Annotated in this window: 24 protein-coding genes and 2 tRNA genes; 18 read left to right on the forward strand and 8 right to left on the reverse strand. The window is 73.7% G+C overall.

All coding sequences use genetic code 11. The features are described from left to right. Window positions 1-54 precede the first annotated feature (54 nt). Complete coding sequence (locus ACZ501_RS22535) at window positions 55-339, forward strand: hypothetical protein (protein ID WP_361609917.1); 285 nt, start codon at window positions 55-57, stop codon at window positions 337-339. Here the strand turns inward: ACZ501_RS22535 and ACZ501_RS22540 are convergent. Further along, window positions 280-906 (reverse strand): CGNR zinc finger domain-containing protein, encoded by a 627-nt coding sequence (locus ACZ501_RS22540; protein ID WP_468797549.1) that lies wholly within the window; start codon window positions 904-906, stop codon window positions 280-282. The two genes, ACZ501_RS22535 and ACZ501_RS22540, sit on opposite strands and share 60 nt — an antisense overlap. Window positions 907-1,115: 209 nt before the next feature. Next, window positions 1,116-1,529 (reverse strand): SsgA family sporulation/cell division regulator, encoded by a 414-nt coding sequence (locus tag ACZ501_RS22545; RefSeq protein ID WP_030011909.1) that lies wholly within the window; start codon window positions 1,527-1,529, stop codon window positions 1,116-1,118. A gap of 177 nt (window positions 1,530-1,706) precedes the next feature. Between ACZ501_RS22545 and ACZ501_RS22550 the strand changes: the two genes are divergently transcribed. Then, window positions 1,707-2,147, forward strand: coding sequence for a TIGR02611 family protein (locus ACZ501_RS22550; RefSeq protein ID WP_361609909.1), 441 nt, complete (start codon window positions 1,707-1,709; stop codon window positions 2,145-2,147). A 57-nt stretch (window positions 2,148-2,204) separates the two neighbouring features. Further along, a tRNA-Val gene (locus tag ACZ501_RS22555) sits at window positions 2,205-2,276 on the forward strand. A 63-nt stretch (window positions 2,277-2,339) separates the two neighbouring features. Here ACZ501_RS22555 and ACZ501_RS22560 read toward each other — a convergent pair. Next, window positions 2,340-4,655, reverse strand: coding sequence for an SCO7613 C-terminal domain-containing membrane protein (locus tag ACZ501_RS22560; protein WP_468797552.1), 2,316 nt, complete (start codon window positions 4,653-4,655; stop codon window positions 2,340-2,342). 151 nt (window positions 4,656-4,806) lie between these two features. Between ACZ501_RS22560 and ACZ501_RS22565 the strand changes: the two genes are divergently transcribed. Together ACZ501_RS22565 and ACZ501_RS22570 are read left to right on the forward strand one after the other, a co-directional pair. Further along, the gene (locus ACZ501_RS22565) at window positions 4,807-5,280 is read left to right on the forward strand and encodes an SRPBCC family protein (RefSeq protein WP_361611093.1); all 474 of its coding nucleotides are present in this window, start codon (window positions 4,807-4,809) and stop codon (window positions 5,278-5,280) included. Window positions 5,281-5,318: 38 nt separating this feature from the next. Further along, window positions 5,319-5,390, forward strand: a tRNA-Val gene (locus ACZ501_RS22570). A gap of 59 nt (window positions 5,391-5,449) precedes the next feature. Here ACZ501_RS22570 and ACZ501_RS22575 read toward each other — a convergent pair. Continuing rightward, entirely contained in the window at window positions 5,450-6,175 is a 726-nt protein-coding gene (locus tag ACZ501_RS22575; protein WP_361611095.1) for a 3'-5' exonuclease, read from the reverse strand. A 219-nt stretch (window positions 6,176-6,394) separates the two neighbouring features. On the opposite strand from ACZ501_RS22575, the gene ACZ501_RS22580 reads away from it, so the two are divergent. Both ACZ501_RS22580 and ACZ501_RS22585 read left to right on the forward strand, forming a co-directional pair. After that, window positions 6,395-6,973 (forward strand): DUF4365 domain-containing protein, encoded by a 579-nt coding sequence (locus tag ACZ501_RS22580; protein WP_468797555.1) that lies wholly within the window; start codon window positions 6,395-6,397, stop codon window positions 6,971-6,973. After that, window positions 6,973-8,214: a hypothetical protein gene (locus ACZ501_RS22585; protein WP_468797558.1), complete on the forward strand. Its 1,242-nt coding sequence runs from the start codon at window positions 6,973-6,975 to the stop codon at window positions 8,212-8,214. The genes ACZ501_RS22580 and ACZ501_RS22585 overlap by 1 nt, the downstream gene beginning before the upstream one ends. A 44-nt stretch (window positions 8,215-8,258) precedes the next feature. On the opposite strand, the gene ACZ501_RS22590 is transcribed toward ACZ501_RS22585, so the two are convergent. Continuing rightward, a complete protein-coding gene (locus tag ACZ501_RS22590; protein ID WP_468797561.1) occupies window positions 8,259-8,939 on the reverse strand; it encodes a hypothetical protein in 681 nt (226 codons plus the stop codon). Between the two features lie 202 nt (window positions 8,940-9,141). Beyond that, window positions 9,142-9,615 (reverse strand): GNAT family N-acetyltransferase, encoded by a 474-nt coding sequence (locus ACZ501_RS22595; RefSeq protein WP_468797564.1) that lies wholly within the window; start codon window positions 9,613-9,615, stop codon window positions 9,142-9,144. A gap of 193 nt (window positions 9,616-9,808) precedes the next feature. On the opposite strand from ACZ501_RS22595, the gene thrS reads away from it, so the two are divergent. After that, window positions 9,809-11,785 (forward strand): threonine--tRNA ligase, encoded by a 1,977-nt coding sequence (gene thrS / locus ACZ501_RS22600; protein WP_125817806.1) that lies wholly within the window; start codon window positions 9,809-9,811, stop codon window positions 11,783-11,785. 111 nt (window positions 11,786-11,896) lie between these two features. Further along, window positions 11,897-12,445 (forward strand): HIT family protein, encoded by a 549-nt coding sequence (locus ACZ501_RS22605; RefSeq protein ID WP_361607825.1) that lies wholly within the window; start codon window positions 11,897-11,899, stop codon window positions 12,443-12,445. A gap of 15 nt (window positions 12,446-12,460) precedes the next feature. Here ACZ501_RS22605 and ACZ501_RS22610 read toward each other — a convergent pair whose 3' ends face one another. Beyond that, window positions 12,461-14,143: a hypothetical protein gene (locus ACZ501_RS22610; RefSeq protein WP_361607828.1), complete on the reverse strand. Its 1,683-nt coding sequence runs from the start codon at window positions 14,141-14,143 to the stop codon at window positions 12,461-12,463. Between the two features lie 202 nt (window positions 14,144-14,345). Then, the gene (locus tag ACZ501_RS22615) at window positions 14,346-16,550 is read right to left on the reverse strand and encodes an elongation factor G-like protein EF-G2 (RefSeq protein ID WP_468797567.1); all 2,205 of its coding nucleotides are present in this window, start codon (window positions 16,548-16,550) and stop codon (window positions 14,346-14,348) included. A gap of 264 nt (window positions 16,551-16,814) precedes the next feature. On the opposite strand from ACZ501_RS22615, the gene pgsA reads away from it, so the two are divergent. The 9 genes from pgsA to ruvA all read left to right on the forward strand — a co-directional run bounded on the left by pgsA (window position 16,815) and on the right by ruvA (window position 23,871). Next, complete coding sequence (gene pgsA / locus ACZ501_RS22620) at window positions 16,815-17,480, forward strand: phosphatidylinositol phosphate synthase (RefSeq protein ID WP_361607834.1); 666 nt, start codon at window positions 16,815-16,817, stop codon at window positions 17,478-17,480. Beyond that, the gene (locus ACZ501_RS22625; RefSeq protein ID WP_361607837.1) at window positions 17,480-18,382 is read left to right on the forward strand and encodes a phosphatidylinositol mannoside acyltransferase; all 903 of its coding nucleotides are present in this window, start codon (window positions 17,480-17,482) and stop codon (window positions 18,380-18,382) included. Before pgsA ends, ACZ501_RS22625 begins: the two co-directional genes overlap by 1 nt. Beyond that, window positions 18,382-19,545, forward strand: a complete 1,164-nt coding sequence (locus ACZ501_RS22630; RefSeq protein WP_361607840.1) for a glycosyltransferase family 4 protein — start codon at window positions 18,382-18,384, stop codon at window positions 19,543-19,545. Before ACZ501_RS22625 ends, ACZ501_RS22630 begins: the two co-directional genes overlap by 1 nt. A gap of 28 nt (window positions 19,546-19,573) precedes the next feature. Then, the gene (locus ACZ501_RS22635) at window positions 19,574-20,116 is read left to right on the forward strand and encodes a LemA family protein (protein WP_361607843.1); all 543 of its coding nucleotides are present in this window, start codon (window positions 19,574-19,576) and stop codon (window positions 20,114-20,116) included. A 136-nt stretch (window positions 20,117-20,252) separates the two neighbouring features. After that, a complete protein-coding gene (pdxS, locus tag ACZ501_RS22640; protein WP_361607846.1) occupies window positions 20,253-21,170 on the forward strand; it encodes a pyridoxal 5'-phosphate synthase lyase subunit PdxS in 918 nt (305 codons plus the stop codon). A gap of 8 nt (window positions 21,171-21,178) precedes the next feature. After that, window positions 21,179-21,769 (forward strand): pyridoxal 5'-phosphate synthase glutaminase subunit PdxT, encoded by a 591-nt coding sequence (gene pdxT / locus ACZ501_RS22645; protein ID WP_361607849.1) that lies wholly within the window; start codon window positions 21,179-21,181, stop codon window positions 21,767-21,769. A 56-nt stretch (window positions 21,770-21,825) separates the two neighbouring features. Then, entirely contained in the window at window positions 21,826-22,578 is a 753-nt protein-coding gene (locus tag ACZ501_RS22650; protein ID WP_042812451.1) for a YebC/PmpR family DNA-binding transcriptional regulator, read from the forward strand. A 121-nt stretch (window positions 22,579-22,699) separates the two neighbouring features. Then, entirely contained in the window at window positions 22,700-23,245 is a 546-nt protein-coding gene (gene ruvC, locus ACZ501_RS22655; RefSeq protein WP_361610274.1) for a crossover junction endodeoxyribonuclease RuvC, read from the forward strand. Further along, a complete protein-coding gene (ruvA, locus tag ACZ501_RS22660) occupies window positions 23,242-23,871 on the forward strand; it encodes a Holliday junction branch migration protein RuvA (RefSeq protein ID WP_361610276.1) in 630 nt (209 codons plus the stop codon). The genes ruvC and ruvA overlap by 4 nt, the downstream gene beginning before the upstream one ends. The last annotated feature ends 314 nt before the right edge of the window (window positions 23,872-24,185 follow it).

Here is a 24,185-nt window from a genome sequence, read left to right on the forward strand (position 1 = left end):
GTTATGGCGTGTTGGGGGCGCAAAGGGGTGGGGCTGCGCCATCATCGCCCCGACATGCTCGACACATCGCAGGGTGAGCCGCAGGCTCCCGCCTCCGAGGCCCCCATCGCCCGGGCCGCCGCCGCCACTCTGGCTTCCACGACCGGCACGACCGGCACGACCGCCACGGCCCCCGTGGCCCCGCACGCTCCACAGGCCTGTGCCGCCCCCGTGGCGCCGGACGCGGCCGAAGGGCGCGGCTGCCTCTTCGCGCTGTCCCAGCCGCCCCTGATGATCTTCCTAGCGGTGATCGGCACCCTGCTGCTGCTGGCCGCCCTGCACGACCTCTATCTGCTCTGAGCCCTCCCCGTGGGAGTCCGCCTCCTTGCGGCGGGCCCGGTACGCGGCCACGTGCAGCCGGTTCCCGCAGGTCCGGCTGTCGCAGTAGCGGCGGGAGCGGTTGCGGGACAGGTCCACGAAGGCCCGCCGGCAGTCCGGGGCCTCGCAGCGGCGCAGCCGCTCCTGCTCGCCGGAGACGACGATGAAGGCGAGCGCCATGCCGCCGTCCGCCGCCAGGTGGTCGCCCACCGAGGCGCCGGGGGCGAAGTAGTGCACGTGCCAGTCGTAGCCGTCGTGGTCGGTCAGCCGCGGGGTGGTGCCGGCCGTGGCCACCAGCTCGTTGATCAGCGCGGCCGCCGCACGGGAGTTCGGTGCCGCGAAGACCTGGGCGAACTTGCCCCGGACCGTGCGCACCCCGGCGAGGTCGCGGGCGCCCAGCTCGCCGACGTCGCTGATCGCGTACTCCTCGACGAAGGCGCGCAGGGCCCCGATGTCGGAGAGCCCGTCGGGCTGGTCCGGCTCGGCCGCGGTGTTCACCAGCGCGACGACGACGTCGAGTGCGCGACGGGTGTCGTGGGGGATCTGCACGGGGTCGCTCCCTGGGGGCCGGGCCTGGCGGCGGCGGGCCGCTGCCGCCGTGGGGGCCGACAATAGCGCTTACCGCCGGGAAGGGGCCCGAGCGCACCGGCGCCGCCCCCGCGGGTGGCTTCCGCGAGGACAGCGCCGGTACTGCCGTATGTGGTTGTCCGTTCCGCACCGTCGCCCCGAGTCGGACGGTGGCGGGCTGGGATCCTGGTTCAGCTTTCGGCCAGGATGTGGGAGAGCTCCTTGTCGAGGTCGAAGTGCCGGTGCTCGGTCCCGGGTGGGACCGCGGCGTCCGTCCGCTTGAGGAACGACTCGAGGGCTCGGGCGGGTGCTTCGAGCAGCGCTTCTCCCTCCGGTGAGCTCAGGGCGATGCAGACGACGCCCTGACCGTGGCTGCGGGACGGCCAGACGCGGACGTCGCCGGTACCGGTGGGCCGGTGGAGGCCCTCCGCGAGGAGGTCGCGGGCGAACACCCATTCGACCGTTTCCTCGGCGCCGGTGTGGAAGGTGGCGTGCACGGCGTAGGGGTCGGCCGTGTCATACCGCAGGCCCGCGGGAACAGGCAGTGAGGACTCGCTCGACACAACGAGGCGCAGGTGCAGCTCGCAGCTGACCGTGGTGTTCATAAGCGCCAGGGCCTTTCGCTCAGTGTGCGCTCGGGGATTCGCACGTCGGCGAAATCGACATGCCACCTACGGTGCCGTTGTAAACCCCTCTGACCGTTTTGCGGACCTCTGGGTCCCTCGTACGGCGGATCCAAACCAGCATTCACGTGTGCTTCCGGCTCCGGTAGATTCGACCCCATGAATACGGGGAGTGACCGCGGAACCAATGAGTCCGCCAGTGGCGAGCCGGCCTCCGAAGAGGCCCCGCCGCACGAGTCGAAGGCGCCCGCCTTCATCAAGGCCAACCGCAGCCTTCACCTGAGCTGGCAGGTCGGCGTCTTCGTCGTCGGCCTCGCCGTCATCGGCGCGGGCGTCGCGATGCTCGTCCTGCCCGGCCCCGGCTGGGTCGCGATCTTCGCCGGCCTGGCGATCTGGGCCACCGAGTTCGCCTGGGCGTCCCTCGCCCTGCGCTGGACCAAGCGCAAGGTCTCCGAGGCCGCGCACAAGGCGCTCGACCCGAAGGTCCGGCGCCGCAACATCATCCTCACCAGCGTCGGCCTCGCCATAGCGGCTGCGCTGATCGGGTTCTACCTGTGGAAGTACGGCTTCACGATGCCGTGGAACCTCAAGGACCAGTGACCGGCCGCCGCTGGTCACGGAGCACCGCTGACATGCGGTAATGTTTGCGGTGCGTCCGGGCGATTAGCTCAGTGGGAGAGCACTTCGTTCACACCGAAGGGGTCACTGGTTCGAACCCAGTATCGCCCACCCGGAGCAGAGGCCCGGAGACTCGGAAGAGTCTCCGGGCCTCTGTCGTACCACCCGGCCCGCTCAGCGCAGCCGCCCGAGCGCCTCCCGCAGCCGGCGCGCCTGGCGCAGCCGCTTCTCGTACGTCGCCCCCACCGCCAGCAGCAGCAGGCCCGCCAGCGCCGGCGGCACCCAGCGCGGCAGCAGCCCGGCCACCTGGACCACGTACGGGGCCAGCTCGTGCAGGGCCACCGCCGCGAGGGTCGCCCCGCCCAGCAGCAGCGGCGCCCGGAGCCGGCGGTGGGCGCCCGCCAGGGTCACCGCCAGCGCCCCCGCCCCCAGCAGCAGCGGGCGCGGCCAGTACGGGTCGCTCCAGACGGCCACCAGGCTCGGCAGCAGGGTCGCGCCCAGCCCCGGCCCGTACGAGACCCAGGACGAGGCCCGCGGATCCCGGCGGCGGCGCAGCGCGCCCACCGCCAGCGCCAGCACCGACACCGGCAGGGTGTACGCCTCCACCACCGCCACCCCCGACGCCGCCAGCCGTGCCCACGCCGCCGCCACGAACAGCGCCCCCGCGACCCCGCCCAGCGCCCGCCGCTCCGGCCGCAGCGCCGCCCCCGCGCACAGCACCCCGGCCAGCGCGAGGACCAGCGCCAGCACGGGCGCGTCCCCGGCCGCCAACACCACGGCCAAGGCCCCCGCCCCGGCCGCCGTCCCCTCCGCCGCGACCCGCACCGGGCCCAGCCGGGGCGCGAGGGCCGCCACCACCGCCGGGACGGCCAGCACCGCCACCGCCCGCCAGGGCCAGGCCAGGCCCGCCACCGCGCCCAGCGCCACCACGGTCGCCGCCGCGTACCCGACGGCGCCCACCGCGCAGCCCGCCCGCACCGGCGCCGCAGCGGCCCTGTGGGCGGCTCCCAGCGCGCAGCCGACGCCCAGCACCCCGAACACCGCGAAGGTCGCCGTACGGCCGTCCAGGGCCGCCAGGGACAGGTCCAGGGCCCCGGCCGCGGCGCACCCCCCGGCGGTGAACGCGAGGGCCCGCGCCGGAGCGCGCAGCGCCACCGCCCCGGCCGCCGCCGTCACCGCGAGCTGCGCGGCGAAGACCGCCGCCGACGCCAGGCCCGGCAGCACCGGCGCCACGAACAGCCCGGCCCAGGCGCACCCCACCGCCGCCGCCCCCGCGACCGGGCGCGGCAGCACCCCGCCCGGCAGCCACAGCGCCCCCGCCGCCGCCAGCAGGGTCACCGTGAGCGTCGGCCCCGGCCCGTCCTGGTGCGGGGTCGTCGCGGCCCACACCTCGCGCAGCACCCCGGCCCGGGACGCCAGGACCACCGCCACCGCCGCCAGCCCCGCCAGGGCCCCCGCGGCGGCCACGCCCGCCCCGGCCCGCAGCAGCCCGCGCCGCACCTGCTCCGGGGCCGCGCCCGCCCGTACCGCCGCGGCCGACAGCGCGAGCGCCGCCGCCACCCGCGCCGCCACCGCCCACCACACGGAGCCCGCCCCGGCCGGGACCAGCGCACCCGCCGCCGACACCGCGGCCAGGCCCCCCGCCACCGCGGCCGCCCCAGCCCGCGGCTCGCGCCAGGCCACCGCCACGCCCAGCAGGCCCCCCGCCGCCAGCAGCAGCGCCGGACCGGCCGCCCCGGGCCGCGCCAGGGACAGCGCCAGCCCCACCGCCAGCGCCGTCCCGCCCAGCACCCCCGCGCACACCCCGGCGGGCACCCGGACCGCCCGGCGCGCCACGCCCGCGGCCAGGGCCGCGTCCAGCGCCGCCGTCGCCAGCAGCGCCGCGCCGGCCCACACCGGGTCCGCCCCCGCAACGGCCGCCGCCAGCGGCAACGGCAGCTGCGCCGCCCCCACCGCGGCGGGCAGCGGCAGCCGCAGCCCGCCCAGGGCCGTCCCGTACCCGGCCCACAGACCCGCCAGCACCGCCGACGCACAGGCCGCGTACCGCAACCCGTCGGTGCCGGACAGACCCACCGCGTGCACCGCGTACGCGTCCAGCACCGTCAGCAGCAGCCCCAGCCCGGCGACCGCCTCGGCCGTCGAGCGCAGCCCGCGCCGCAGCAGCGCGACGGGCGCCGCCAGCGCCGCCCCGGTCAGTACCGCCAGCACCGCCGAACGCCCGCCGATGCCCAGCGAGCCCCAGCTCAGCAGGGTGAACGCCAGCGCCGCCACCGCCAGCAGCACCGCGCCCAGCGTCAGCAGCACGTTCTGGGCGCCCGGCTTCGGCGCCTGCACCTGGGCGGGCCGCGGCACGGCCTGCGGCACCGGCTGGGCGAGGAAGCGCAGCAACCAGTCCCGGCGGGCCAGCAAGTACATGCGCCTGGCGTCCAGTTGGGCCAGCTCGCCGTCGATGAGCGCCAGCTCGTGGGCCGGCGGCAGGGGGGAGTCCATGCTCGGAGTGTGGCGCCCGTCACGCCATCAGGACATGGGCGGGCGTACTCAGATCGCCCTGAGTACCTCCCCGTCCCCGCCGCCGGAGCCGCCGCCAGAACCGACCCCGGAACCGCCCCCGGACCGGCGTCCGGCGCGCCAGACTGGAGGCATGCACCGCTGGACGCACTACCGCTTCCGCAGCGTGTGGGACCTCGACGCCCCGCCCGCGCTCGTCTACACCCTGCTGGCCGACCCCGGCCGCTACCCCGACTGGTGGCCCCAGGTCCGCAGGGCCGAGCGGCTCGACGCGGACACCGGGGCCGTCGTGATCCGCTCGGTCCTCCCGTACGGCCTCCACGTCACCCTCACCGAACTGCTCCGCGATCCCGCGCACGGCGTCCTCGAGGCGGCGCTGCGCGGGGACGTCGAGGGCTGGGCGCGGTGGACCGTGCGCCCCGGGGGCGCGGCCGGCGCCGTGCGCACACGGGCGGTGTACGAGCAGGAGGTCGAGGTACGGGCCGCCCTGCTGCGGCGGTTCGCCCTCGCCGGGCGGCCGCTGTTCCGGCTCAACCACGCGCTCATGATGCGGGCCGGGCGGCGCGCCCTGCGGGCCCGGCTGAGCGCTGCGCCGGGAGCGGTTTGATCCGGCCCGGAGGCTCTTGTATTGTTCAGTGCGTTCCCGGGCGATTAGCTCAGCGGGAGAGCACTTCGTTCACACCGAAGGGGTCACTGGTTCGATCCCAGTATCGCCCACCGGGACAGGCCGGTCCGTCTGATGACGGACCGGCCTTCCGCATTCCACGGCCGGTGTCTCAGGCGGCCTGCGGCAGTTCCGGACGCAGCGGCCAGTGCGGATCCACCGCCTCCGGAGTGCCCTGCCGGGCGAACCAGGCCTGCAGCCCCCGCGCCTGTGCCGCGTGCCACACCGCCTGGAGCGCGTGCAGTTCGGCCGGCGTCAGCCGCTCCAGCCGCCCCGCGAAACGGCGCCCGACCGCCCGTACGAGCTCCAGCGCGGCCTGCGCGTCCGCCGAGGCGTCGTGCGCCCCCTCCAGCTCTATCCCGTAGTGCGCGCACAGGTCCGTGAGCGTACGGCGGCCCTTGCGGTAGCGGTCCAGGTGCTTGTCCAGCACCCGCGGATCCAGCACCGTCAGCGGCCTGTCGTCCAGGTACCGGGCCAGCGTCGAGGCCCGGTGCCGGCGCAACTCCCGGTCCAGCAGCGTCAGATCGAACGGTGCGTTCATCACCACCACCGGCCGCCCCGCCATCTGCTGCTCGCCCAGCGCGCGGGCTATCTCCTCCACCACCGGCGCAGGCCACCGGCCGTTGCGCTGGAGGTGCTCGTCGGTCAGGCCGTGCACGTCCGTGGCGCCCCGCGGCACCGGGATGCCGGGATTGACCAGCCAGCGGGTGGTGCGGACCCGGCCGCCCGCACACTCCTGCACGACGAGCGCGGCGGACACGATCCGGTCCTGCTCGACGTCCACCCCGGTGGTCTCCGTGTCGAATGCGGCCAGCGGCCCCTCGTACCAGCGTGTCATCGCGAACTCCTCGTCCCCGGTCGGCAGATGGGCCGCTCCGGGCACCTCCGCCCGGGAACGCGCCATCCCCGCCGAATCCGTGATACCCGGGCTGTTTGCCCCGTACGCCGTTTGCGCGTACCCGGCTGCGGAGACAAATCCCGTGGGGGGTCGCACTGATGACCGGTCGTCACCCTCCCACCCGTTCACGGCAGAGCCCGAAGGCATGGGGAGCCGGCCATGGCGCTCACGCAGCCCGAACCGGGCGGGGTGCTGCACGGACAGGGCGATCCGCTGACCGGACCGCTGCGCGGCACACTCGCCACCACCGCCTGCATGGAGACCCTCCAGGTGGGCTACCTGCACGCCGTCGCGGCCGCGGCCGGCTGCTCCCTCTCCCAGCCCTTCCCGGACAACGGCATCGACTGGCACGTCAGTCACGGGGCGCCCCAGCACGTCGTCGACGACGAGGTGACCATCAAGGTGCAGCTGAAGGCGACTTACCAGATACCGGCCCGCCCCACCGGGGCCACCTTCGGCTTCACCCTCGACAACGAGCACCTGGTGAAGCTGGCGCGGACGCCGGTCGCCGTCCACAAGATCCTCGTGGTGATGCTCGTACCGCGGGAGCGGGAGCACTGGCTGAGCGCCGGCCACGACCGGCTCGACCTGCGGCACTGCTGCTACTGGACCAACCTCGCCGGGCACCCAGTGACCGGCCGGCGCCGCACCACGGTACGGATCCCCACCGAGCGGATCTTCGACGACCGGGCGCTGTGCGAGATCATGACCCGCGTCGGGTCGGGAGGGACACCTTGATGGACCGGCATCCGCCGCACCTCGAACCGCTGCCGCGCCCGGCACCCGCCCCGGGCACCCCCGATCCCGGCCAGGTCGACCCGCAGGTCCTCGGGGCCCTGCTGCACCGGCACGGCTGGCTGCGGCGCGGCGGCGCCGCGGGCCGCTACGGGCGGTGGACCCCGCCGGACCGGGCCGGCACCAGCCTGCTCGTCCCCGAGAACCGCACCTTCCCCGACTGCGCCGACCTGCTGGAGGAGGCGCTGACCGCGCTCTCCCGCAGCGGGGCGCCCTCCGCGCGGGAGGTGCTGTTCGGGCTGAGCGTGCCCAGCGACGAGGTCCGCTGGGAGCGGGAGGTCTCGCAGGGGCGGCCGTACGGGCCCCAGGGCGAGGCCGCCTGGCCGGTGCAGGAGCGGCTGCGCTCGGCCGCCCGCCGGCTGCTGCTGGCCGGGGCCCTCGCCGACCGCGCCCGCGCCGGGTACTACGGCGCCCGCCACCGGGCCCAGGCCGAACGGTTCCTGGACCGGGTGCTGGTGGGCCCGGCCCCGGGCGGGCGCAGGCTCGCCGCGTACGTCCCCGTGGACGGCGGCCGCGGGGCGGTGACGCGGCTGCACCACGCGCTGCACGCGGCGCGGGAGGCGGTGGACTACCGGCGGGCGACCGGCGGCATGGAGGCCTTCGACGCCGCCGTCGCCGCAGGGGTCAGCCGGGAGTTCGCCGAGGCGCTGATCGCCCTCGTCCGGGGCTCGGAAGGGGCCCGAGTGGCGCTGGCCTGGGCGCCGGCGGCCGGGGTGCCGGCCGGGTGCGCGGCGCGGCCCGAGCCGGTGGAGTTCTCGCCGGGGGACCTGCCGGTGCTGCGGGAGGCCGCCGCCCGCTACACCCGGGAGGAGCCGGCCGTCTCCGTACGGCTCACCGGGGCCGTGGTCCGGATGCGGAGCTCGGCGGCGGGCGACGGGGGCACGGTCCGGCTGCGGGTGCTGGCGGGCGCGGAGGTCCCGTACGTCCGGGCCGCCCTCGACGAGGAGGGGTACCGGACGGCGGTCCACGCCCACCTGGCCGGACTGCCGGTCCGGGTCAGCGGCCGGCTCTCCCGCCGGGGCGGCTTCCGCAGGCTGGCGCAGGCCTCGGACGTGAGGCCCGTCCCGCTGGACGAGGTGGAGCGGGACCGGCTGATGAAGACCCTGGACGGGGCCTTCGACCCGGAGGACGCGCTGCCGTCGGACGACCGGACGGGCGGCCGGCCGTCCGACGGGACGGCGTAGGGAGCGCCCGGTGCTGCCGCCGGACGACGGGGCGGCGGGGCGGCTCAGGGAGCGACCGGGGCCGCGGTGTCCGCCGGCTCGTGCGACGTGTCGCCCATGGGCGGGACCGCGGGGTCGCCCCGCTCCACCGTCACCGGGACGCCGCCCGTGATCTGCTCCAGGCGGGCCTTCAGCTCCTTCGAGGCCGCCCCCTGCTCGGTGCTCGTCACCAGGACCCCGGAGGCGTCCGGGGCGGGCGAGAAGGTGTACAGCGGGAAGGCCGGCCGGCCCTGGTCGGCGGTGAGCCGGTCCACGGCGGCCGTGAGCGCGCGGTGGGTGTAGCGGCTCAGGTAGAGGTCCGCGCGTCCCGGGTCGGCCGCGGGGTCCGCCTGCCGGGCGGCCTCCAGCAGCAGGCGGCCCCGGTCCAGGTCGGTCACGCACAGCGCGACCCGGCCCGCGGGCCGGTCGGCGACGTGGGTGCCGTACACGTCGGCGAAGGCGCCGCTCCCCTGCGCGCCGACGGCCTGGGACAGGCGCGAGGCCTCGGGCGTGTTCGCGGGGGTCCCGTCGGCGGCGGTGGGCGGGGTGCCGGGCTCGGCGCGGACCGCTCCCGGGCAGGCCGGCGCCCCGCCCGCGGGCGAGGGCGGGGCCGGCTCGGCCGCCGGTCCGGGGCCGGTGGCCGCCGCGCAGCCGGTGAGCAGCGCGGCGGCGGCGAAGCAGGCGAGTCTGACGGCGGTACGGCGCATGATCTCTCGATCCCCCTGGGGTTCCTGTGCTTCGGGCGCCCCTGTGACGCGCCCGGCCGCCGACCGGTTCCCCCGCGGGACCGTCCTCCAGAGCGCGGCCGCCGGCCGTCCTCCGGGTCCCGGCCGCCGGCCGTCCTCCGGGTCCCGGCTGCGGTTCCCCGTTTCGGGCGCGGCCGGGGCCACCGCCCGTCGTAAGTGGCCCCTACCCGGCCCCGGGCAGGGTGAAGGACGCCATCCGCAGGCCCGGGACGGGGGAGAAGTCCGCGCCCCGGGTGAAGCCGTGGCGCCCGTACAGGGTCACGGCCGGAGTGTTGTCCGCGCCGGTGGCGACCTCGACCGGGCGGCCCGGGAAGAGCTCCGTCAGCGCGTGGCGCAGCAGCAGCGAGGCGACGCCCCGGCGGAACCAGGCCGGGTCCACGCAGAGCCGGTCGACGGACACGCCGTCCCGCGTCTCCTCCCAGGCCAGGAAGCCCGCCACCGCGCCGGCGCCGGTGACCGCTCCCAGCCAGCGCAGCGGCCGCGCCCGCATCGTCTCCAGGTCCTCGCCGAGCGCGGGGATGCCGTCGAAGCCGATCAGCTCCGCCTCCACCGCGTAGGCGGCCCGGCCGATCCGGTGCACGGCGGCGGCCGTCGCGTCGTCGGTGAGGTCCAGCGGGCGCGGGCGCGGGCTCGGCACGGGGTGGGGTCCCTTCGGGTCGGGGCGGGAGGGGCCACGCTACCCGCGGGGCCGGCCGGGCCCGCCGGGATTTCCGGGCCGGGCCGGGGCCGCCCCGGCCCGGGGCATAACCGTTTAGCGGCGCAGCCACTCGGCTCGGTACGATTCAGGCGCGCAGCGTTCGCTCGCGTGCCCCCTCAGTCAGGAGAGACCGGTGTCAGACGTCCGTGTGATCATCCAACGCGATTCCGAGCGGGACGAGCGCGTGGTGGCCACGGGCACTACGGCGGCGGAGCTCTTCGCCGGCGAGCGCACCATCGTCGCCGCGCGCATCGCCGGTGAGCTGAAGGACCTCTCGTACGAGGTGAAGGACGGCGAGACCGTCGAGCCGGTGGAGATCTCCTCCGAGGACGGCCTCAACATCCTGCGCCACTCGACCGCGCACGTCATGGCCCAGGCCGTGCAGGAGCTGTTCCCCGAGGCGAAGCTGGGCATCGGCCCGCCGGTCCGCGACGGCTTCTACTACGACTTCGACGTCGCCAAGCCCTTCACTCCCGATGACCTGAAGACCATCGAGAAGAAGATGCAGGAGATCCAGAAGCGCGGGCAGCGGTTCGCCCGCCGCGTGGTCTCCGACGAGGCGGCCCGCGAGGAGCTCGCCGACGAGCCGTACAAGCTGGAGCTCATCGGCATCAAGGGATCGGCCTCCACCGACGACGGCGCGAACGTCGAGGTGGGCGGCGGCGAGCTGACCATCTACGACAACCTCGACGCGAAGACCGGCGAGCTGTGCTGGAAGGACCTCTGCCGCGGTCCCCACCTGCCCACCACCCGCAACATCCCTGCGTTCAAGCTGATGCGCAACGCCGCCGCCTACTGGCGCGGCAGCGAGAAGAACCCGATGCTCCAGCGCATCTACGGCACCGCCTGGCCCTCGAAGGAAGAACTGAAGGCCCACCTCGACTTCCTCGCCGAGGCCGAGAAGCGCGACCACCGCAAGCTCGGCAACGAGCTCGACCTCTTCTCCATCCCCGACGAGATCGGCTCCGGCCTCGCGGTCTTCCACCCGCGCGGCGGCATCATCCGCCGGGTGATGGAGGACTACTCGCGCCGCCGGCACGAGGAGGAGGGCTACGAGTTCGTCTACTCCCCGCACGCCACCAAGGGCGCCCTCTTCGAGAAGAGCGGCCACCTGGACTGGTACGCGGAGGGCATGTACCCCCCCATGCAGCTCGACGGCGGTACCGACTACTACCTCAAGCCGATGAACTGCCCGATGCACAACCTGATCTTCGACGCGCGCGGGCGCTCCTACCGTGAGCTGCCGCTGCGCCTGTTCGAGTTCGGCACCGTGTACCGGTACGAGAAGTCCGGCGTGGTCCACGGCCTGACCCGCGCCCGGGGCTTCACCCAGGACGACGCGCACATCTACTGCACCCGCGAGCAGATGGCCGAGGAGCTCGACCGCACGCTCACCTTCGTGCTGAACCTGCTGCGCGACTACGGCCTGACCGACTTCTACCTGGAGCTGTCCACCAAGGACCCGGAGAAGTTCGTCGGCTCGGACGAGGTCTGGGAGGAGGCCACCGCGGTCCTCCAGCAGGTCGCCGAGAAGCAGGGCCTCCCGCTGACCCCGGACCCGGGCGGCGCGGCCTTCTACGGCCCGAAGATCTCCGTGCAGGCGCGCGACGCCATCGGCCGTACCTGGCAGATGTCGACCGTGCAGCTGGACTTCAACCTGCCGGAGCGCTTCGACCTCGAGTACACCGGCCCGGACGGCTCGCGCCAGCGCCCGGTCATGATCCACCGCGCGCTGTTCGGCTCGATCGAGCGGTTCTTCGCCGTACTGCTGGAGCACTACGCGGGCGCCATGCCGCCGTGGCTGGCCCCGGTCCAGGCGGTCGGCATCCCGATCGGCGACGGGCACGTGGAGTACCTCCAGGAGTTCGCCGCCGCGGCGAAGAAGCAGGGCCTGCGGGTCGAGGTGGACGCCTCCTCCGACCGGATGCAGAAGAAGATCCGCAACCACCAGAAGCTCAAGGTCCCGTTCATGATCATCGTCGGTGACGAGGACATGGCCGCGGGCACCGTCTCCTTCCGCTACCGCGACGGTTCGCAGGAGAACGGCATCCCGAAGGACGAGGCGCTGGCCAAGCTGGCCAAGGTCGTCGCGGACCGCGTCCAGGTCTGATCCGGGCCTGACCGGCCCGATGACGGGCCGGGCCAAGGGCGGGGCCCCCGGAGAGCGATCACTTTCCGGGGGCCCCGCTCGTTCGCCAGGACGAGGTCATATGCTGCGCCTATGACGATTGAGCCGGAGCAGCAGATCGGTGTGGGCACGCAGGACGCGTTCCAGCGTCTGTGGACCCCCCACCGGATGGCCTACATCCAGGGAGAGAACAAGCCGACCGGCCCGGAAGCCGGCGACGGCTGCCCCTTCTGCGGGATTCCGGAGATGTCCGACCAGGAGGGCCTGGTCGTGGCGCGCGGCAAGCACGTCTACGCCGTGCTGAACCTCTACCCGTACAACGGCGGCCACCTGATGGTCGTCCCGTACCGGCACGTCGCCGACTACACGGAGCTCGACGGGCCGGAGACGGCGGAGCTCGCCGACCTCACCAAGCGGGCCATGTTCGCGCTGCGCAAGGCCTCCGGCGCGCACGGCTTCAACATCGGCATGAACCAGGGCAGCGCCGCCGGCGCCGGCATCGCCGCCCACCTGCACCAGCACATCGTGCCCCGCTGGGGCGGGGACACGAACTTCATGCCGGTCGTCGGCCACACCAAGGTGCTGCCCCAACTCCTCGCGGACACCCGCCAGATGCTCGCCGACGCCTGGCCGCACGACTGATCGGGCCGTCCCGCCCTACGCGTCGTAGACGTCCGCCTTGCGCGGGGCCGGCTCCTGGATGAGGCCGTTCATGATCGAGGAACGGTTGGTGAAGGCCGAGGTGTCCACGCCGTTCTCCTCCAGCACCTTGAAGGTCGCCGTGTGCACCGCCCGCAGGACCGGGGCCACCGTGCGCAGGGCGTCGTCCGCCATGAAGCGGTGGCGCCACATGGAGCCGGCCCAGACGTGCCGCAGACCGAAGGGCTCGGGCAGGACGAGCTTGCCGCCGAGGTGGTCCAGGAGCGGCGGGTACCAGGTCAGCGGGGCGCGCACGGCCAGGCGTACCACCTCCGTGGTGTCCACCAGCGGCAGCGGGCGCTCGACGGTCTCCCAGAAGCGGATGGACTTCGGGACCTCGATCACCGGGGTCTTGGACTTGGTGGTGAACAGGCCGTGCACCGGGCCGAGGGCGTGCGCGGTGACGTCCACGCGCAGGGTCTTGTAGAGAACGGTGACGGTGACCAGCATCGTGATGACGAGCTGGCCGTCCCACAGCGGGTACTGGATGCCGAGGTAGTGCCGGTTGCCGGCGCTGAACTGCTGCTCGTTGCAGATCCGGGTGATCTCGTGCGGCTTGACCAGGAAGGAGTCGACGTCCTCTCCGCTCGGCCGGGCCACTTCGGCGGCGCCCTCGCCGACGGGGGTGACGATCCAGTGCTGGATCGAGGCGGGCGGGAACCCGCCGGTGTGCAGGGGGCCGCGCTCCAGCTTGCGCAGCTGCGTGTCGATCGCGCGTATGACGTCCCAGCTGCGGAACGGGTGGATCTCGTGCCCCTCCTTCCTCGGGGTCAGCTCCTCGGCCATCTGCCAGCTGCCCCAGCGGGTGCCCATGCCGAGGATGCCCTTGGGGCCCGCGTAGAAGACGGAGTTGCTGCGGTCCTCCGCGGTCAGCTTCGCCAGCTGGCGGCGCAGGTCCTCGCGGGCCTTCTCGTCGGGGTTGCCGGGGACCGCCTCCGGGATCTTGGCGGCGACGGGGGCCCCGCCCCCGAGCAGGCCGTCCCAGCGGGAGCGCAGGTCTGCGGCGGTGTTCTCGCAGATCCGGCGGGCCAGGTACCAGCCGAGGACGGGGGCGACGAGCGTGCCGAGCAGGTAGACCTCCAGCAGACCGGTGCCGGGCTCGCGCTTGACCACCCGGTAGACCAGCACCGCGGCCATGAGGAACACGGCGACCAGCAGCACGGTGCCGATCCAGGTGCTCTTTTTGCCCCCGCCCTTGGAGAGGGACTTGCGCAACTGGAAGAGGCCGAGCCACAGCAGCATCCCGGGCAGGAACAAGACCCCGCTGACCAGCGTGATCAGGCGCAGCTTGCGGTCGCGTTCCTTGCGGATGCGGGAGGCGGCCAGGCAGTGCTCCACGACGGTCTGCGGGTCGGCGCCGAAGGACTGGATGAGCGGTTTGCGGCCGGGGGCGAGGGTGCGGGCCTCGACGGCGCGGCAGAAGGCCTCGCCCAGGTTGGGTTCGAGGAGGGAGATCTTGGGCGCCTTGACGGAAGCGGGGTGGTTCTCGCTGTTCGCCCCGAGGATGGATGACAGCGCGGTGTCCTTGCCGCCGTCGCGGTACGCGGCGGAGGCGAGCGCGTTGGTCGCGGCGGTCTGGCCGCCGCCGCCCTGGAGAGGAATCTGTGCTCCGGGCCTGAAGTCGAAACCGTCGTCCGCCACCGCTGCCCCCATCGCCGTGCCACTGTGCTCTTCGCCCGTGGTGCTGTCGTGCTCGTCGTGCTCGTCGTGCTTGTCGCGCTGTGTCGTGGTCCGTTGTGCTGTGCGTCGCGGCGAAAAGCCTATCGGCGTACCCGCCCCCACGGTCATGGGACAGGGAAATACCGCCCACCGCAAGCGCGTCGGGTGGGCGGCAGTCGGACCGCTATGTCGACTGGATTCCCTTCTCTGCCTGTTCGCGCACCTTGTCCGCGAGGTGGGCCGGCATGGGCTCGTGCCGGGCGTACGCGCGCCGGAACCGGCCCGTACCGTGCGACACCGAGCGCAGGTCCACGGCGTAGCGGCCGATCTCGATCTCGGGGACCTCGGCGCGCACCCGGGACCGGCCGGGGCCGGCCTGCTCGGTGCCGACCACGCGGCCGCGGCGGCCCGCGAGGTCGCTCATGACCGGGCCGACGTACTCGTCGGGCACCTCCACGTCGATTTCGGAGACGGGTTCCAGCAGGTGGATCGGGGTGTCGGCGGCCGCCTCGCGCAGGGCCAGGGCGCCCGCCGTCTGGAAGGCGGCGTCCGAGGAGTCCACGGAGTGCGCCTTGCCGTCGCGCAGGGTGATGCGTACGTCGACCAGCGGGTAGCCGGCCGCGATGCCGCGGGCGGCCTGGGCCCGTACGCCCTTCTCCACGGACGGGATGAACTGGCGCGGCACGGCGCCGCCGACGACCTTGTCGACGAACTCGATGCCGCTGCCGGGCGGGAGCGGCTCCACCTCGATCTCGCAGATGGCGTACTGGCCGTGGCCGCCGGACTGCTTGACGTGCCGGCCGCGCCCGGCGGCCTTGGCGCCGAAGGTCTCGCGCAGGCTGACCTTGTGGGGCACCGGGTCGACCTTGACTCCGTAGCGGGTCCGCAGCCGCTCCAGGGCGAGGTCCTGATGGGCCTCGCCCAGGCACCACAGGACGAGCTGGTGGGTGTGCGGGTTCTGCTCCAGCCGCATGGTGGGGTCCTCGGCGACCAGGCGGGCCAGGCCCTGGGAGAGCTTGTCCTCGTCGGCCTTGCTGTGGGCCTCGATGGCGAGGGGGAGCAGCGGCTCGGGCATCGGCCAGGGCTCCATGAGGAGCGGGGCGTCCTTGGCGGAGAGGGTGTCGCCGGTCTCCGCGCGGGTGAGTTTGGCCACGCAGGCGAGGTCTCCGGCGATGCAGGTGGCCAGGGTGCGCTGCTGTTTGCCGAAGGGGGAGGTGAGGGCGCCGATCCGTTCGTCGAGGTCGTGGTCCTCGTGCCCCCGGTCGGTCAGCCCGTGGCCCGAGACGTGGACGGTCTCTTCGGGGCGCAGGGTGCCGGAGAAGACGCGGACCAGGGAGACGCGTCCGACGTAGGGGTCCGAGGAGGTCTTGACGACCTCGGCGAGGAGCGGCCCGGCGGGGTCGCAGGTGACGTCGGGGCGGGGGGAGCCGTCCGGGGCGGTGACGGTCAGAGGGGCGCGTTCGGCCGGGGAGGGGAAGCCGCCGGTGACCAGTTCGAGCAGCTCCACGGTGCCCAGGCCCTGGCGGGCGCCGTCGGCGGCGGGGGCGGCCATCAGCACGGGGTGGAAGGTGCCGCGGGCGACGGCCCGCTCCAGGTCGTCGATCAGGGTCTTGACGTCGATGTCCTCGCCGCCGAGGTAGCGGTCCATGAGGCTCTCGTCCTCGCTCTCGGCGATGATCCCCTCGATCAGGCGGGAGCGGGCGGCCTCGATGCGGTCGAGCTCGGTGGGGTCCGGGTCGCGTTCGGTGCGCTCGCCGGAGGTGTAGTCGTACACGCGCCGGGAGAGCAGGCCGAGCAGCCCGGTGACGGGGGAGTGGCCGTCCGGCCCGGCCGGTCCGTGCAGCGGCAGGTAGAGCGGGACGACCGCGTCCGGGTCGTCTGCGCCGAAGATCTCGCCGCAGACGTCGGCCATCTGGGAGTAGTCGGCGCGGGCTGCCTCCAAATGGGTGACGACGATGGCGCTCGGCATGCCGACGGCCTGGCATTCGTCCCAGACCATCCGGGTGGCTCCGTCGATCCCGTCGGAGGCGGAGACGACGAAGAGCGCCGCGTCCGCGGCGCGCAGGCCGGCCCGCAGTTCCCCGACGAAGTCGGCGTATCCGGGGGTGTCGAGCACATTGATCTTGATTCCGGCCCACTCGACGGGGACCAGGGAAAGCTGGACGGAGCGCTGGCGGCGGTGCTCGATCTCGTCGTAGTCCGAGACCGTGCCCCCGTCCTCGACCCGTCCGGCCCGGTTGACGGCCCCCGCCGTCAGGGCCAGGGCTTCGACCAGCGTGGTCTTGCCGGCGCCGCTGTGGCCGACCAGCACGACGTTCCGTACGGACTCGGGGCGGTCGGCCGTCAGTGCCCTGCCGGCGGCTCCGGCTTGGTGTGATGTGGCTCCCATGGTGCTCGTGCCTCCCGGTGTCGCGGTGAGGAGGGTGATCGGGGTCCTTCGAGCTTTGCACCGCCGTCACACTGCGTCCATACGTGGTACCGGCCACGGCCGGGTGAGCCGACGGCGGGTGACGGACGGGTGACGGGCGTCCGCCGCGGGCAGGGAGCGGGGCGAACCGGTGGGTGCGCGGCGTGGCGGGTGCGGGGCGCTGGCTACGATGGGCCAGCCGGTGGCCGTGGTGGCCGTTCGGCCCAGCGACCCTCTGGGAAGGCCATGCTGAACAAGTACGCGCGTGCGTTCTTCACGCGTGTTCTCACGCCGTTCGCCGCATTTCTCCTGCGCCGGGGGGTGAGCCCGGACGCCGTGACCCTCATCGGCACCGCCGGAGTGGTGGCCGGCGCGCTGGTCTTCTTCCCCCGGGGCGAGTTCTTCTGGGGCACGATCACCATCACCCTCTTCGTCTTCTCCGACCTGGTGGACGGCAACATGGCCCGCCAGGCCGGCACCTCCAGCCGGTGGGGCGCGTTCCTCGACTCCACCCTCGACCGGGTGGCCGACGCGGCGATCTTCGGCGGGCTCGCGCTCTGGTACGCGGGCCTGGGCGACGACAACGTGCTGTGCGCGGTCGCGATCTTCTGCCTGTCCAGCGGCCAGGTGGTCTCGTACACCAAGGCCCGCGGTGAGGCGATCGGGCTGCCGGTCGCCGTCAACGGGCTCGTCGAGCGCGCCGAGCGGCTGGTGATCTCGCTGGTCGCGGCCGGCCTGTCCGGGCTGCAGACCTTCGGGGCCCCCTCGTGGATCGGGGTGCTGCTGCCCGTCGCGCTGTGGATCGTGGCGGCGGGCTCGCTCGTCACGCTGATCCAGCGGGTGGTCACCGTACGCCGCGAGGCGGCCGAGGCCGACGCGGCGTCCACCGGGGCCGAAGGCGGCGCGCTCTGATGGGCAGGGCACAGGACAGGCTGATCGACGGGCTGTACGGGCTCGGCTGGGCGGGCGTGAAGAAGCTGCCCGAGCCGGCGGCGGTGGCCCTCGGGCGCAAGATCGCGGACGTGGCGTGGAAGCGGCGCGGCAAGAGCGTGCTGCGGCTGGAGTCCAATCTGGCCCGCGTGGTGCCGGACGCGACCCCCGAGCGGCTGCGCGAGCTGTCGCATGCGGGCATGCGGTCGTACATGCGCTACTGGATGGAGTCCTTCCGGCTCCCGGCCATGGACGCGCGACGGTTCGGCGAGGACGTCCAGCTCGAGGACGACCACATCCTGCGCGAGGCGATCGCCTCCGGGCGCGGGGTCGTCGCCGCCCTGCCGCACCTGGCCAACTGGGACCTCGCGGGGGCCTGGGTCACCGGCCACCTGGGCGTACCCTTCACCACCGTCGCCGAGCGGCTCAAGCCCGAATCGCTCTACGACCGCTTCGTGGCCTACCGCGAGAGCCTGGGCATGGAGGTCCTGCCGCACACCGGCGGCTCCTCCTTCGGCACCCTGGCGCGCCGGCTGCGCTCCGGCGGGCTCGTCTGCCTGGTCGCCGACCGGGACCTGTCGGCCTCCGGGGTCGAGGTGGACTTCTTCGGCTCCCGGGCCAGGATGCCCGCCGGGCCCGCGCTGCTGGCGCAGCAGACCGGGGCCGTCCTGCTGCCGGTGACCCTGTACTACGGGGAGACCCCGAAGCTGTACGGCCGGTTCCACCCCGCGGTGGAGGTGCCGCAGCAGGGCACGCGGACCGAGAAGACCGCCGCGATGACCCAGGCGGTGGCGGACGCCTTCGCGTCGGGGATCGCCGAGCACCCCGAGGACTGGCACATGTTGCAGCGGTTGTGGCTCGACGACCTGGAGGAGCGCCCGTAGTGAAGATCGGCATCGTGTGCCCGTACTCGTGGGACGTCCCCGGAGGCGTCCAGTTCCACATCCGTGACCTGGCGGAACACCTGCTCCGCCAGGGCCACGAGGTGTCGGTGCTGGCCCCGGCGGACGACGAGACCCCGCTGCCCCCCTACGTGGTCTCGGCGGGACGGGCGGTGCCGGTGCCCTACAACGGGTCGGTCGCCCGGCTGAACTTCGGCTTCCTCTCCGCCGCCCGCGTACGCCGCTGGCTGCACGAGGGCGTCTTCGACGTGATCCACATCCACGAACCCGCCTCGCCCTCCCTCGGCCTGCTGTCCTGCTGGGCGGCCCAGGGCCCGATCGTGGCGACGTTCCACACCTCCAACCCCCGCTCCCGCGCGATGATCGCCGCGTACCCGATCCTCCAGCCGGCGCTGGAGAAGATCAGCGCCCGGATCGCGGTCAGCGAGTACGCCCGGCGCACGCTGGTGGAGCACCTCGGCGGGGACGCGGTGGTCATCCCCAACGGCGTCGACGTCGACTTCTTCGCCCGGGCCGACCCCAAGGCGGAGTGGGGCGGGCAGACCCTCGGCTTCATCGGCCGCATCGACGAACCCCGCAAGGGCCTGCCGGTGCTCATGGCGGCCTTCCCCGCCATCGTGGAGGCCTGCCCGGACGTACGCCTGCTTGTGGCCGGCCGCGGCGACGAGGAGGAGGCCGTGGCCTCCCTCCCCGCGGAACTGCGCTCGCGCGTGGAGTTCCTCGGCATGGTCTCCGACGAGGACAAGGCCCGCCTGCTGCGCAGCGTGGACGTCTACGTGGCCCCCAACACCGGCGGTGAGAGCTTCGGCATCATCCTGGTCGAGGCCCTGTCGGCGGGCGCCGCCGTCCTGGCCTCGGACCTCGACGCCTTCGCCCAGGTCCTGGACCAGGGCGCGGCGGGCGAGCTGTTCGCCAACGAGGACGCCGCCTCCCTGGCGACGGCGGCGATCGCCCTGCTGCGCGACCCGGCCCGCCGCGCGGAACTGAGCGCCCGCGGCTCGGCCCACGTCCGCCGCTTCGACTGGTCGACGGTCGGCGCGGACATCCTGGCCGTCTACGAGACGGTCACGGCCGGCGCGGCGGCGGTGGCGACGGACGAACGCGTCCCCCTCCGCACCCGCCTCGGCTTCACGCGGGACACGTAGGGGCCCGTAGCGGGTAGTGTCGCCGCCCGTGATCGAAAACCTTGTCTGGATCGCGGTGGTGCTCGCCGTCGTCGGGGTCTACCTCAGCTGGACCGCCGGGCGGCTGGACCGGTTGCACACGCGGATGGACGCCGCCCGGGCCGCGCTCGACGCGCAGCTCGTGCGGCGGGCGTCCGTGGTGCTGGAGGTGGCCACCTCCGGGGCGCTCGACCCCGCCTCCTCGCTCGTGCTGTACGAGGCCGCCCACGCCGCCCGGCAGGCCGAGGAGGAGCACCGCGAGGTCGCCGAGAGCGAGCTCAGCCAGGCACTGCGGGCGGTGTTCGCCGACGTGGACCAGGTGGAGGTGCTGAAGGCCGCCCCGGGCGGCGAGGAGGCCGCCGAGGAGCTGGCCGCCGCGGTGCGCCGGGTGCCCATGGCGCGCCGGTTCCTCAACGACGCCGTACGGGCCGCCCGCGCGCTGCGCCGCCACCGCAAGGTCCGATGGTTCAGACTGGCGGGACACGCCCCGTTCCCCCTGGCCTTCGAGATGGACGACGAGCCTCCGGCGGACCTCGCGGACCGCCCCGCCTGAGGTTCCTAGGGCCGCGGGGGACAAATGAAAGAGCCACCGGCTCCACATTGGCCCTTGTAGTGGACTGGTCGGTGGGGTTTTCTCAGCGAGTAGCACCCGTCTTCCCTTTCGAGTTCCTTTCGAGTGAGGTCAACCCGTGAGCACGCTTCCCACCTCTTCCCAGTCCACTGAGTCGGCCATCGGCACCTCCCGCGTCAAGCGCGGCATGGCCGAGCAGCTCAAGGGCGGCGTGATCATGGACGTGGTCAACGCCGAGCAGGCCAAGATCGCCGAGGACGCCGGCGCCGTGGCCGTCATGGCCCTGGAGCGGGTCCCCGCCGACATCCGCAAGGACGGCGGCGTCGCCCGCATGTCCGACCCGAACATGATCGAAGAGATCATCGGCGCCGTCTCCATCCCGGTCATGGCCAAGTCCCGCATCGGCCACTTCGTCGAGGCGCAGGTCCTGCAGTCCCTCGGCGTCGACTACATCGACGAGTCCGAGGTCCTGACCCCGGCCGACGAGGTCAACCACTCCGACAAGTGGGCCTTCACCACCCCCTTCGTCTGTGGCGCCACCAACCTGGGCGAGGCCCTGCGCCGCATCGCCGAGGGCGCGGCCATGATCCGCTCCAAGGGTGAGGCCGGCACCGGCAACGTCGTCGAGGCCGTCCGCCACCTGCGCCAGATCAAGAACGAGATCGCCAAGCTGCGCGGCTTCGACAACAACGAGCTGTACGCCGCCGCCAAGGAGCTGCGCGCCCCGTACGAGCTCGTCAAGGAGGTCGCCGAGCTCGGCAAGCTCCCCGTCGTGCTGTTCTCCGCCGGTGGCGTCGCCACCCCGGCCGACGCCGCGCTGATGCGCCAGCTCGGCGCCGAGGGCGTCTTCGTCGGCTCCGGCATCTTCAAGTCGGGCGACCCGGCCAAGCGCGCCGCCGCCATCGTGAAGGCCACCACCTTCTACGACGACCCGAAGATCATCGCGGACGCGTCCCGCAACCTGGGCGAGGCCATGGTCGGCATCAACTGCGACACCCTCCCCGAGGCCGAGCGCTACGCCAACCGCGGCTGGTAGTCACTGCCATGACCAACCCCGTGATTGGTGTCCTGGCCCTCCAGGGCGACGTACGGGAGCACCTGATCGCCCTGGCCGCGGCGGACGCCGTGGCCAGGCCGGTCCGGCGTCCCGAGGAGCTCGCCGAGGTCGACGCCCTGGTGATCCCCGGCGGCGAGTCCACGACCATGTCCAAGCTCGCCGTGCTGTTCGGCATGCTGGAGCCGCTGCGCGAGCGCGTGCGCGCCGGCATGCCCGTCTACGGCACCTGCGCCGGCATGATCATGCTCGCCGACAAGCTGCTGGACGGCCGTGACGACCAGGAGACGCTCGGCGGCATCGACATGATCGTCCGCCGCAACGCCTTCGGCCGCCAGAACGAGTCCTTCGAGGCGAAGATCGACTTCGCCGGCATAGCGGGCGGACCCGTCGAGGGCGTCTTCATCCGCGCCCCCTGGGTCGAGTCGGTCGGCGCCTCCGCCGAGGTCCTCGCCACGTACGACGGCCACACCGTCGCCGTGCGCCAGGGCAACGTCCTCGCGACCTCCTTCCACCCCGAACTCACGGGCGACGACCGCGTCCACGCGTACTTCGTCGACATGGTGCGCGCGGGGCTGTGACGAGGCTTCGGTAGGATCGCGGTGAACACTGTTGGTTACGCGAAGGAGACAGGCGGATGTCCGGCCACTCTAAATGGGCTACGACGAAGCACAAGAAGGCCGTGATCGATGCCAAGCGCGGCAAGCTCTTCGCGAAGCTGATCAAGAACATCGAGGTCGCGGCCCGCATGGGCGGCGCCGACATCGACGGCAACCCGACGCTCTTCGACGCCGTTCAGAAGGCCAAGAAGCAGTCGGTCCCGAACAAGAACATCGACTCCGCGGTCAAGCGCGGCGGCGGCCTCGAGGCCGGCGGCGCCGACTACGAGACGATCATGTACGAGGGCTACGGTCCCAACGGTGTCGCGGTGCTCATCGAGTGCCTCACCGACAACCGCAACCGCGCCGCCTCCGACGTCCGCGTCGCCATGACCCGCAACGGCGGTTCCATGGCCGACCCGGGCTCGGTGTCGTACCTGTTCAACCGCAAGGGCGTCATCCTCCTGCCCAAGGCGGAGCTGTCCGAGGACGACGTGCTCGGTGCCGTCCTCGACGCCGGTGCCGAAGAGGTCAACGACAACGGCGACACCTGGGAGATCATCAGCGAGGCCACCGACCTGGTCGCGGTCCGCACCGCGCTCCAGGAAGCCGGCATCGACTACGACTCGGCCGACTCCAGCTTCGTCCCGACCATGCAGGTCGAACTGGACGAAGAGGGCGCGCGCAAGATCTTCAAGCTGATCGACGCGCTGGAGGACAGCGACGACGTGCAGAACGTCTTCGCCAACTTCGACGTCTCGGACGAGGTCATGGAGAAGGTCGACGCCTGACCGGCGCCGCTCTCCCCGCTCTCCCTCCGGCGGCGGGCCGACAGGACACACCCTGTCGGCCCGCCGCTTTGTCAGTGGGGCCGGATAGCCTGCACGGACAGGTGTCGACGTAGGGGGCGGAGTGCGCGTACTGGGTGTGGACCCGGGGCTGACGCGGTGCGGCGTCGGCGTGGTCGAGGGAGTCGCCGGGCGGCCCCTGACCATGGTCGGCGTCGGGGTGGTGCGGACGCCGGCGGATGCCGAGCTGGGGCACCGGCTGGTCGCGATCGAGGCCGGCATCGAGGAGTGGCTCGACGCGCACCGGCCGGAGTTCGTCGCCGTGGAGCGGGTTTTCAGCCAGCACAACGTCCGTACCGTCATGGGCACCGCCCAGGCCAGTGCCGTCGCCATGCTGTGCGCCGCGCGCCGCGGCATACCGGTCGCCCTGCACACCCCCAGTGAGGTCAAGGCCGCCGTCACCGGGAGCGGCCGGGCCGACAAGGCGCAGGTCGGGGCCATGGTGACCCGGCTGCTGCGGCTCGCCGAACCGCCCAAGCCGGCGGACGCCGCCGACGCGCTCGCCCTCGCCATCTGCCACATCTGGCGGGCCCCCGCCCAGAACCGCCTCCAGCAGGCGGTCGCCCGGCACGCCACCGCCCCGCACGTCCTGAAAGGCCGTACCCGATGATCGCCTTCGTCAGCGGCCCCGTCGCCGCGCTCGCCCCCACCCTGGCCGTGATCGAGGTCGGGGGCGTGGGCATGGCCGTGCAGTGCACGCCGAACACCATCGCCGGACTGCGGGTCGGCGAGCAGGCGCGGCTGGCCACCTCCCTGGTCGTACGGGAGGACTCGCTGACCCTGTACGGCTTCGCGGACGACGACGAGCGCCACGTCTTCGAGCTGCTGCAGACCGCGAGCGGGGTCGGGCCGCGGGTGGCCCAGGCGATGCTCGGGGTGCACAGCCCCGACGCGCTGCGGGTCGCCTTCGCCACGGGGGACGCGAAGGCGCTGACGGCGGTGCCGGGGATCGGGCCGAAGGGTGCGCAGAAGCTGCTGCTGGAGCTGAAGGACAAGCTGGGCGCGCCCGGCGGCCCGGTGGTCGGCGCGCAGCGCGCGCCCGCCGCGTCGGGGCCCGCCCCCTGGACCGAGCAGCTCACGGCCGCGCTGATCGGGCTGGGGTACGCGTCCCGGGACGCGGACGAGGCCGTCTCCGCGGTGACGCCGCAGGCGGAGGCGGCCATCGCCGCCGGCGGCTCCGCGCCGGTGCCGCAGCTGCTGCGGGCCGCGCTGCAGTCCCTCAACCGCGCCCGCTGACGGACGGCCGCACCGCTGCGCGGGCCCGCCATCCGGGACGGACCCGGCCAGGTCGGGGAGCAACACCGCACGACGGGCCTCCGCACCGGGCGCGGGACCGGGACCCGGCACGGGACCCCGCACCGCGCAGCGGGACCCCGAACCCGGCACGGGACCGGGGCTGGGACGGGGCCCCGCACCGGGCGCCGGTTCCCGCACCGCGCGGCGGGACCCCGCACCGGGCGCCGGTTCCCGCACCGCGCGGCGGGATCCCGCACCGCGCAGCGGGACCCCGACCCCGGCCGGGACGGGGCCCGGATCGACCACCGCAACGA

It is taken from the genome of Streptomyces sp. NPDC034085, from assembly GCF_055575555.1.

What these genes read in the sequence shown, in the direction of transcription:
- ACZ501_RS22535 (WP_361609917.1), top strand. Translation starts at nt 55, where the DNA reads ATGCTCGACACATCGCAGGGTGAGCCGCAGGCTCCCGCCTCCGAGGCC.
- ACZ501_RS22545 (WP_030011909.1), bottom strand. Translation starts at nt 1,529, where the DNA reads ATGAACACCACGGTCAGCTGCGAGCTGCACCTGCGCCTCGTTGTGTCG.
- ACZ501_RS22550 (WP_361609909.1), top strand. Translation starts at nt 1,707, where the DNA reads ATGAATACGGGGAGTGACCGCGGAACCAATGAGTCCGCCAGTGGCGAG.
- ACZ501_RS22560 (WP_468797552.1), bottom strand. Translation starts at nt 4,655, where the DNA reads ATGGACTCCCCCCTGCCGCCGGCCCACGAGCTGGCGCTCATCGACGGC.
- ACZ501_RS22565 (WP_361611093.1), top strand. Translation starts at nt 4,807, where the DNA reads ATGCACCGCTGGACGCACTACCGCTTCCGCAGCGTGTGGGACCTCGAC.
- ACZ501_RS22575 (WP_361611095.1), bottom strand. Translation starts at nt 6,175, where the DNA reads ATGACACGCTGGTACGAGGGGCCGCTGGCCGCATTCGACACGGAGACC.
- ACZ501_RS22580 (WP_468797555.1), top strand. Translation starts at nt 6,395, where the DNA reads ATGGCGCTCACGCAGCCCGAACCGGGCGGGGTGCTGCACGGACAGGGC.
- ACZ501_RS22585 (WP_468797558.1), top strand. Translation starts at nt 6,973, where the DNA reads ATGGACCGGCATCCGCCGCACCTCGAACCGCTGCCGCGCCCGGCACCC.
- ACZ501_RS22590 (WP_468797561.1), bottom strand. Translation starts at nt 8,939, where the DNA reads ATGCGCCGTACCGCCGTCAGACTCGCCTGCTTCGCCGCCGCCGCGCTG.
- ACZ501_RS22605 (WP_361607825.1), top strand. Translation starts at nt 11,897, where the DNA reads ATGACGATTGAGCCGGAGCAGCAGATCGGTGTGGGCACGCAGGACGCG.
- ACZ501_RS22615 (WP_468797567.1), bottom strand. Translation starts at nt 16,550, where the DNA reads ATGGGAGCCACATCACACCAAGCCGGAGCCGCCGGCAGGGCACTGACG.
- pgsA (WP_361607834.1), top strand. Translation starts at nt 16,815, where the DNA reads ATGCTGAACAAGTACGCGCGTGCGTTCTTCACGCGTGTTCTCACGCCG.
- ACZ501_RS22625 (WP_361607837.1), top strand. Translation starts at nt 17,480, where the DNA reads ATGGGCAGGGCACAGGACAGGCTGATCGACGGGCTGTACGGGCTCGGC.
- pdxT (WP_361607849.1), top strand. Translation starts at nt 21,179, where the DNA reads ATGACCAACCCCGTGATTGGTGTCCTGGCCCTCCAGGGCGACGTACGG.
- ACZ501_RS22650 (WP_042812451.1), top strand. Translation starts at nt 21,826, where the DNA reads ATGTCCGGCCACTCTAAATGGGCTACGACGAAGCACAAGAAGGCCGTG.
- ruvA (WP_361610276.1), top strand. Translation starts at nt 23,242, where the DNA reads ATGATCGCCTTCGTCAGCGGCCCCGTCGCCGCGCTCGCCCCCACCCTG.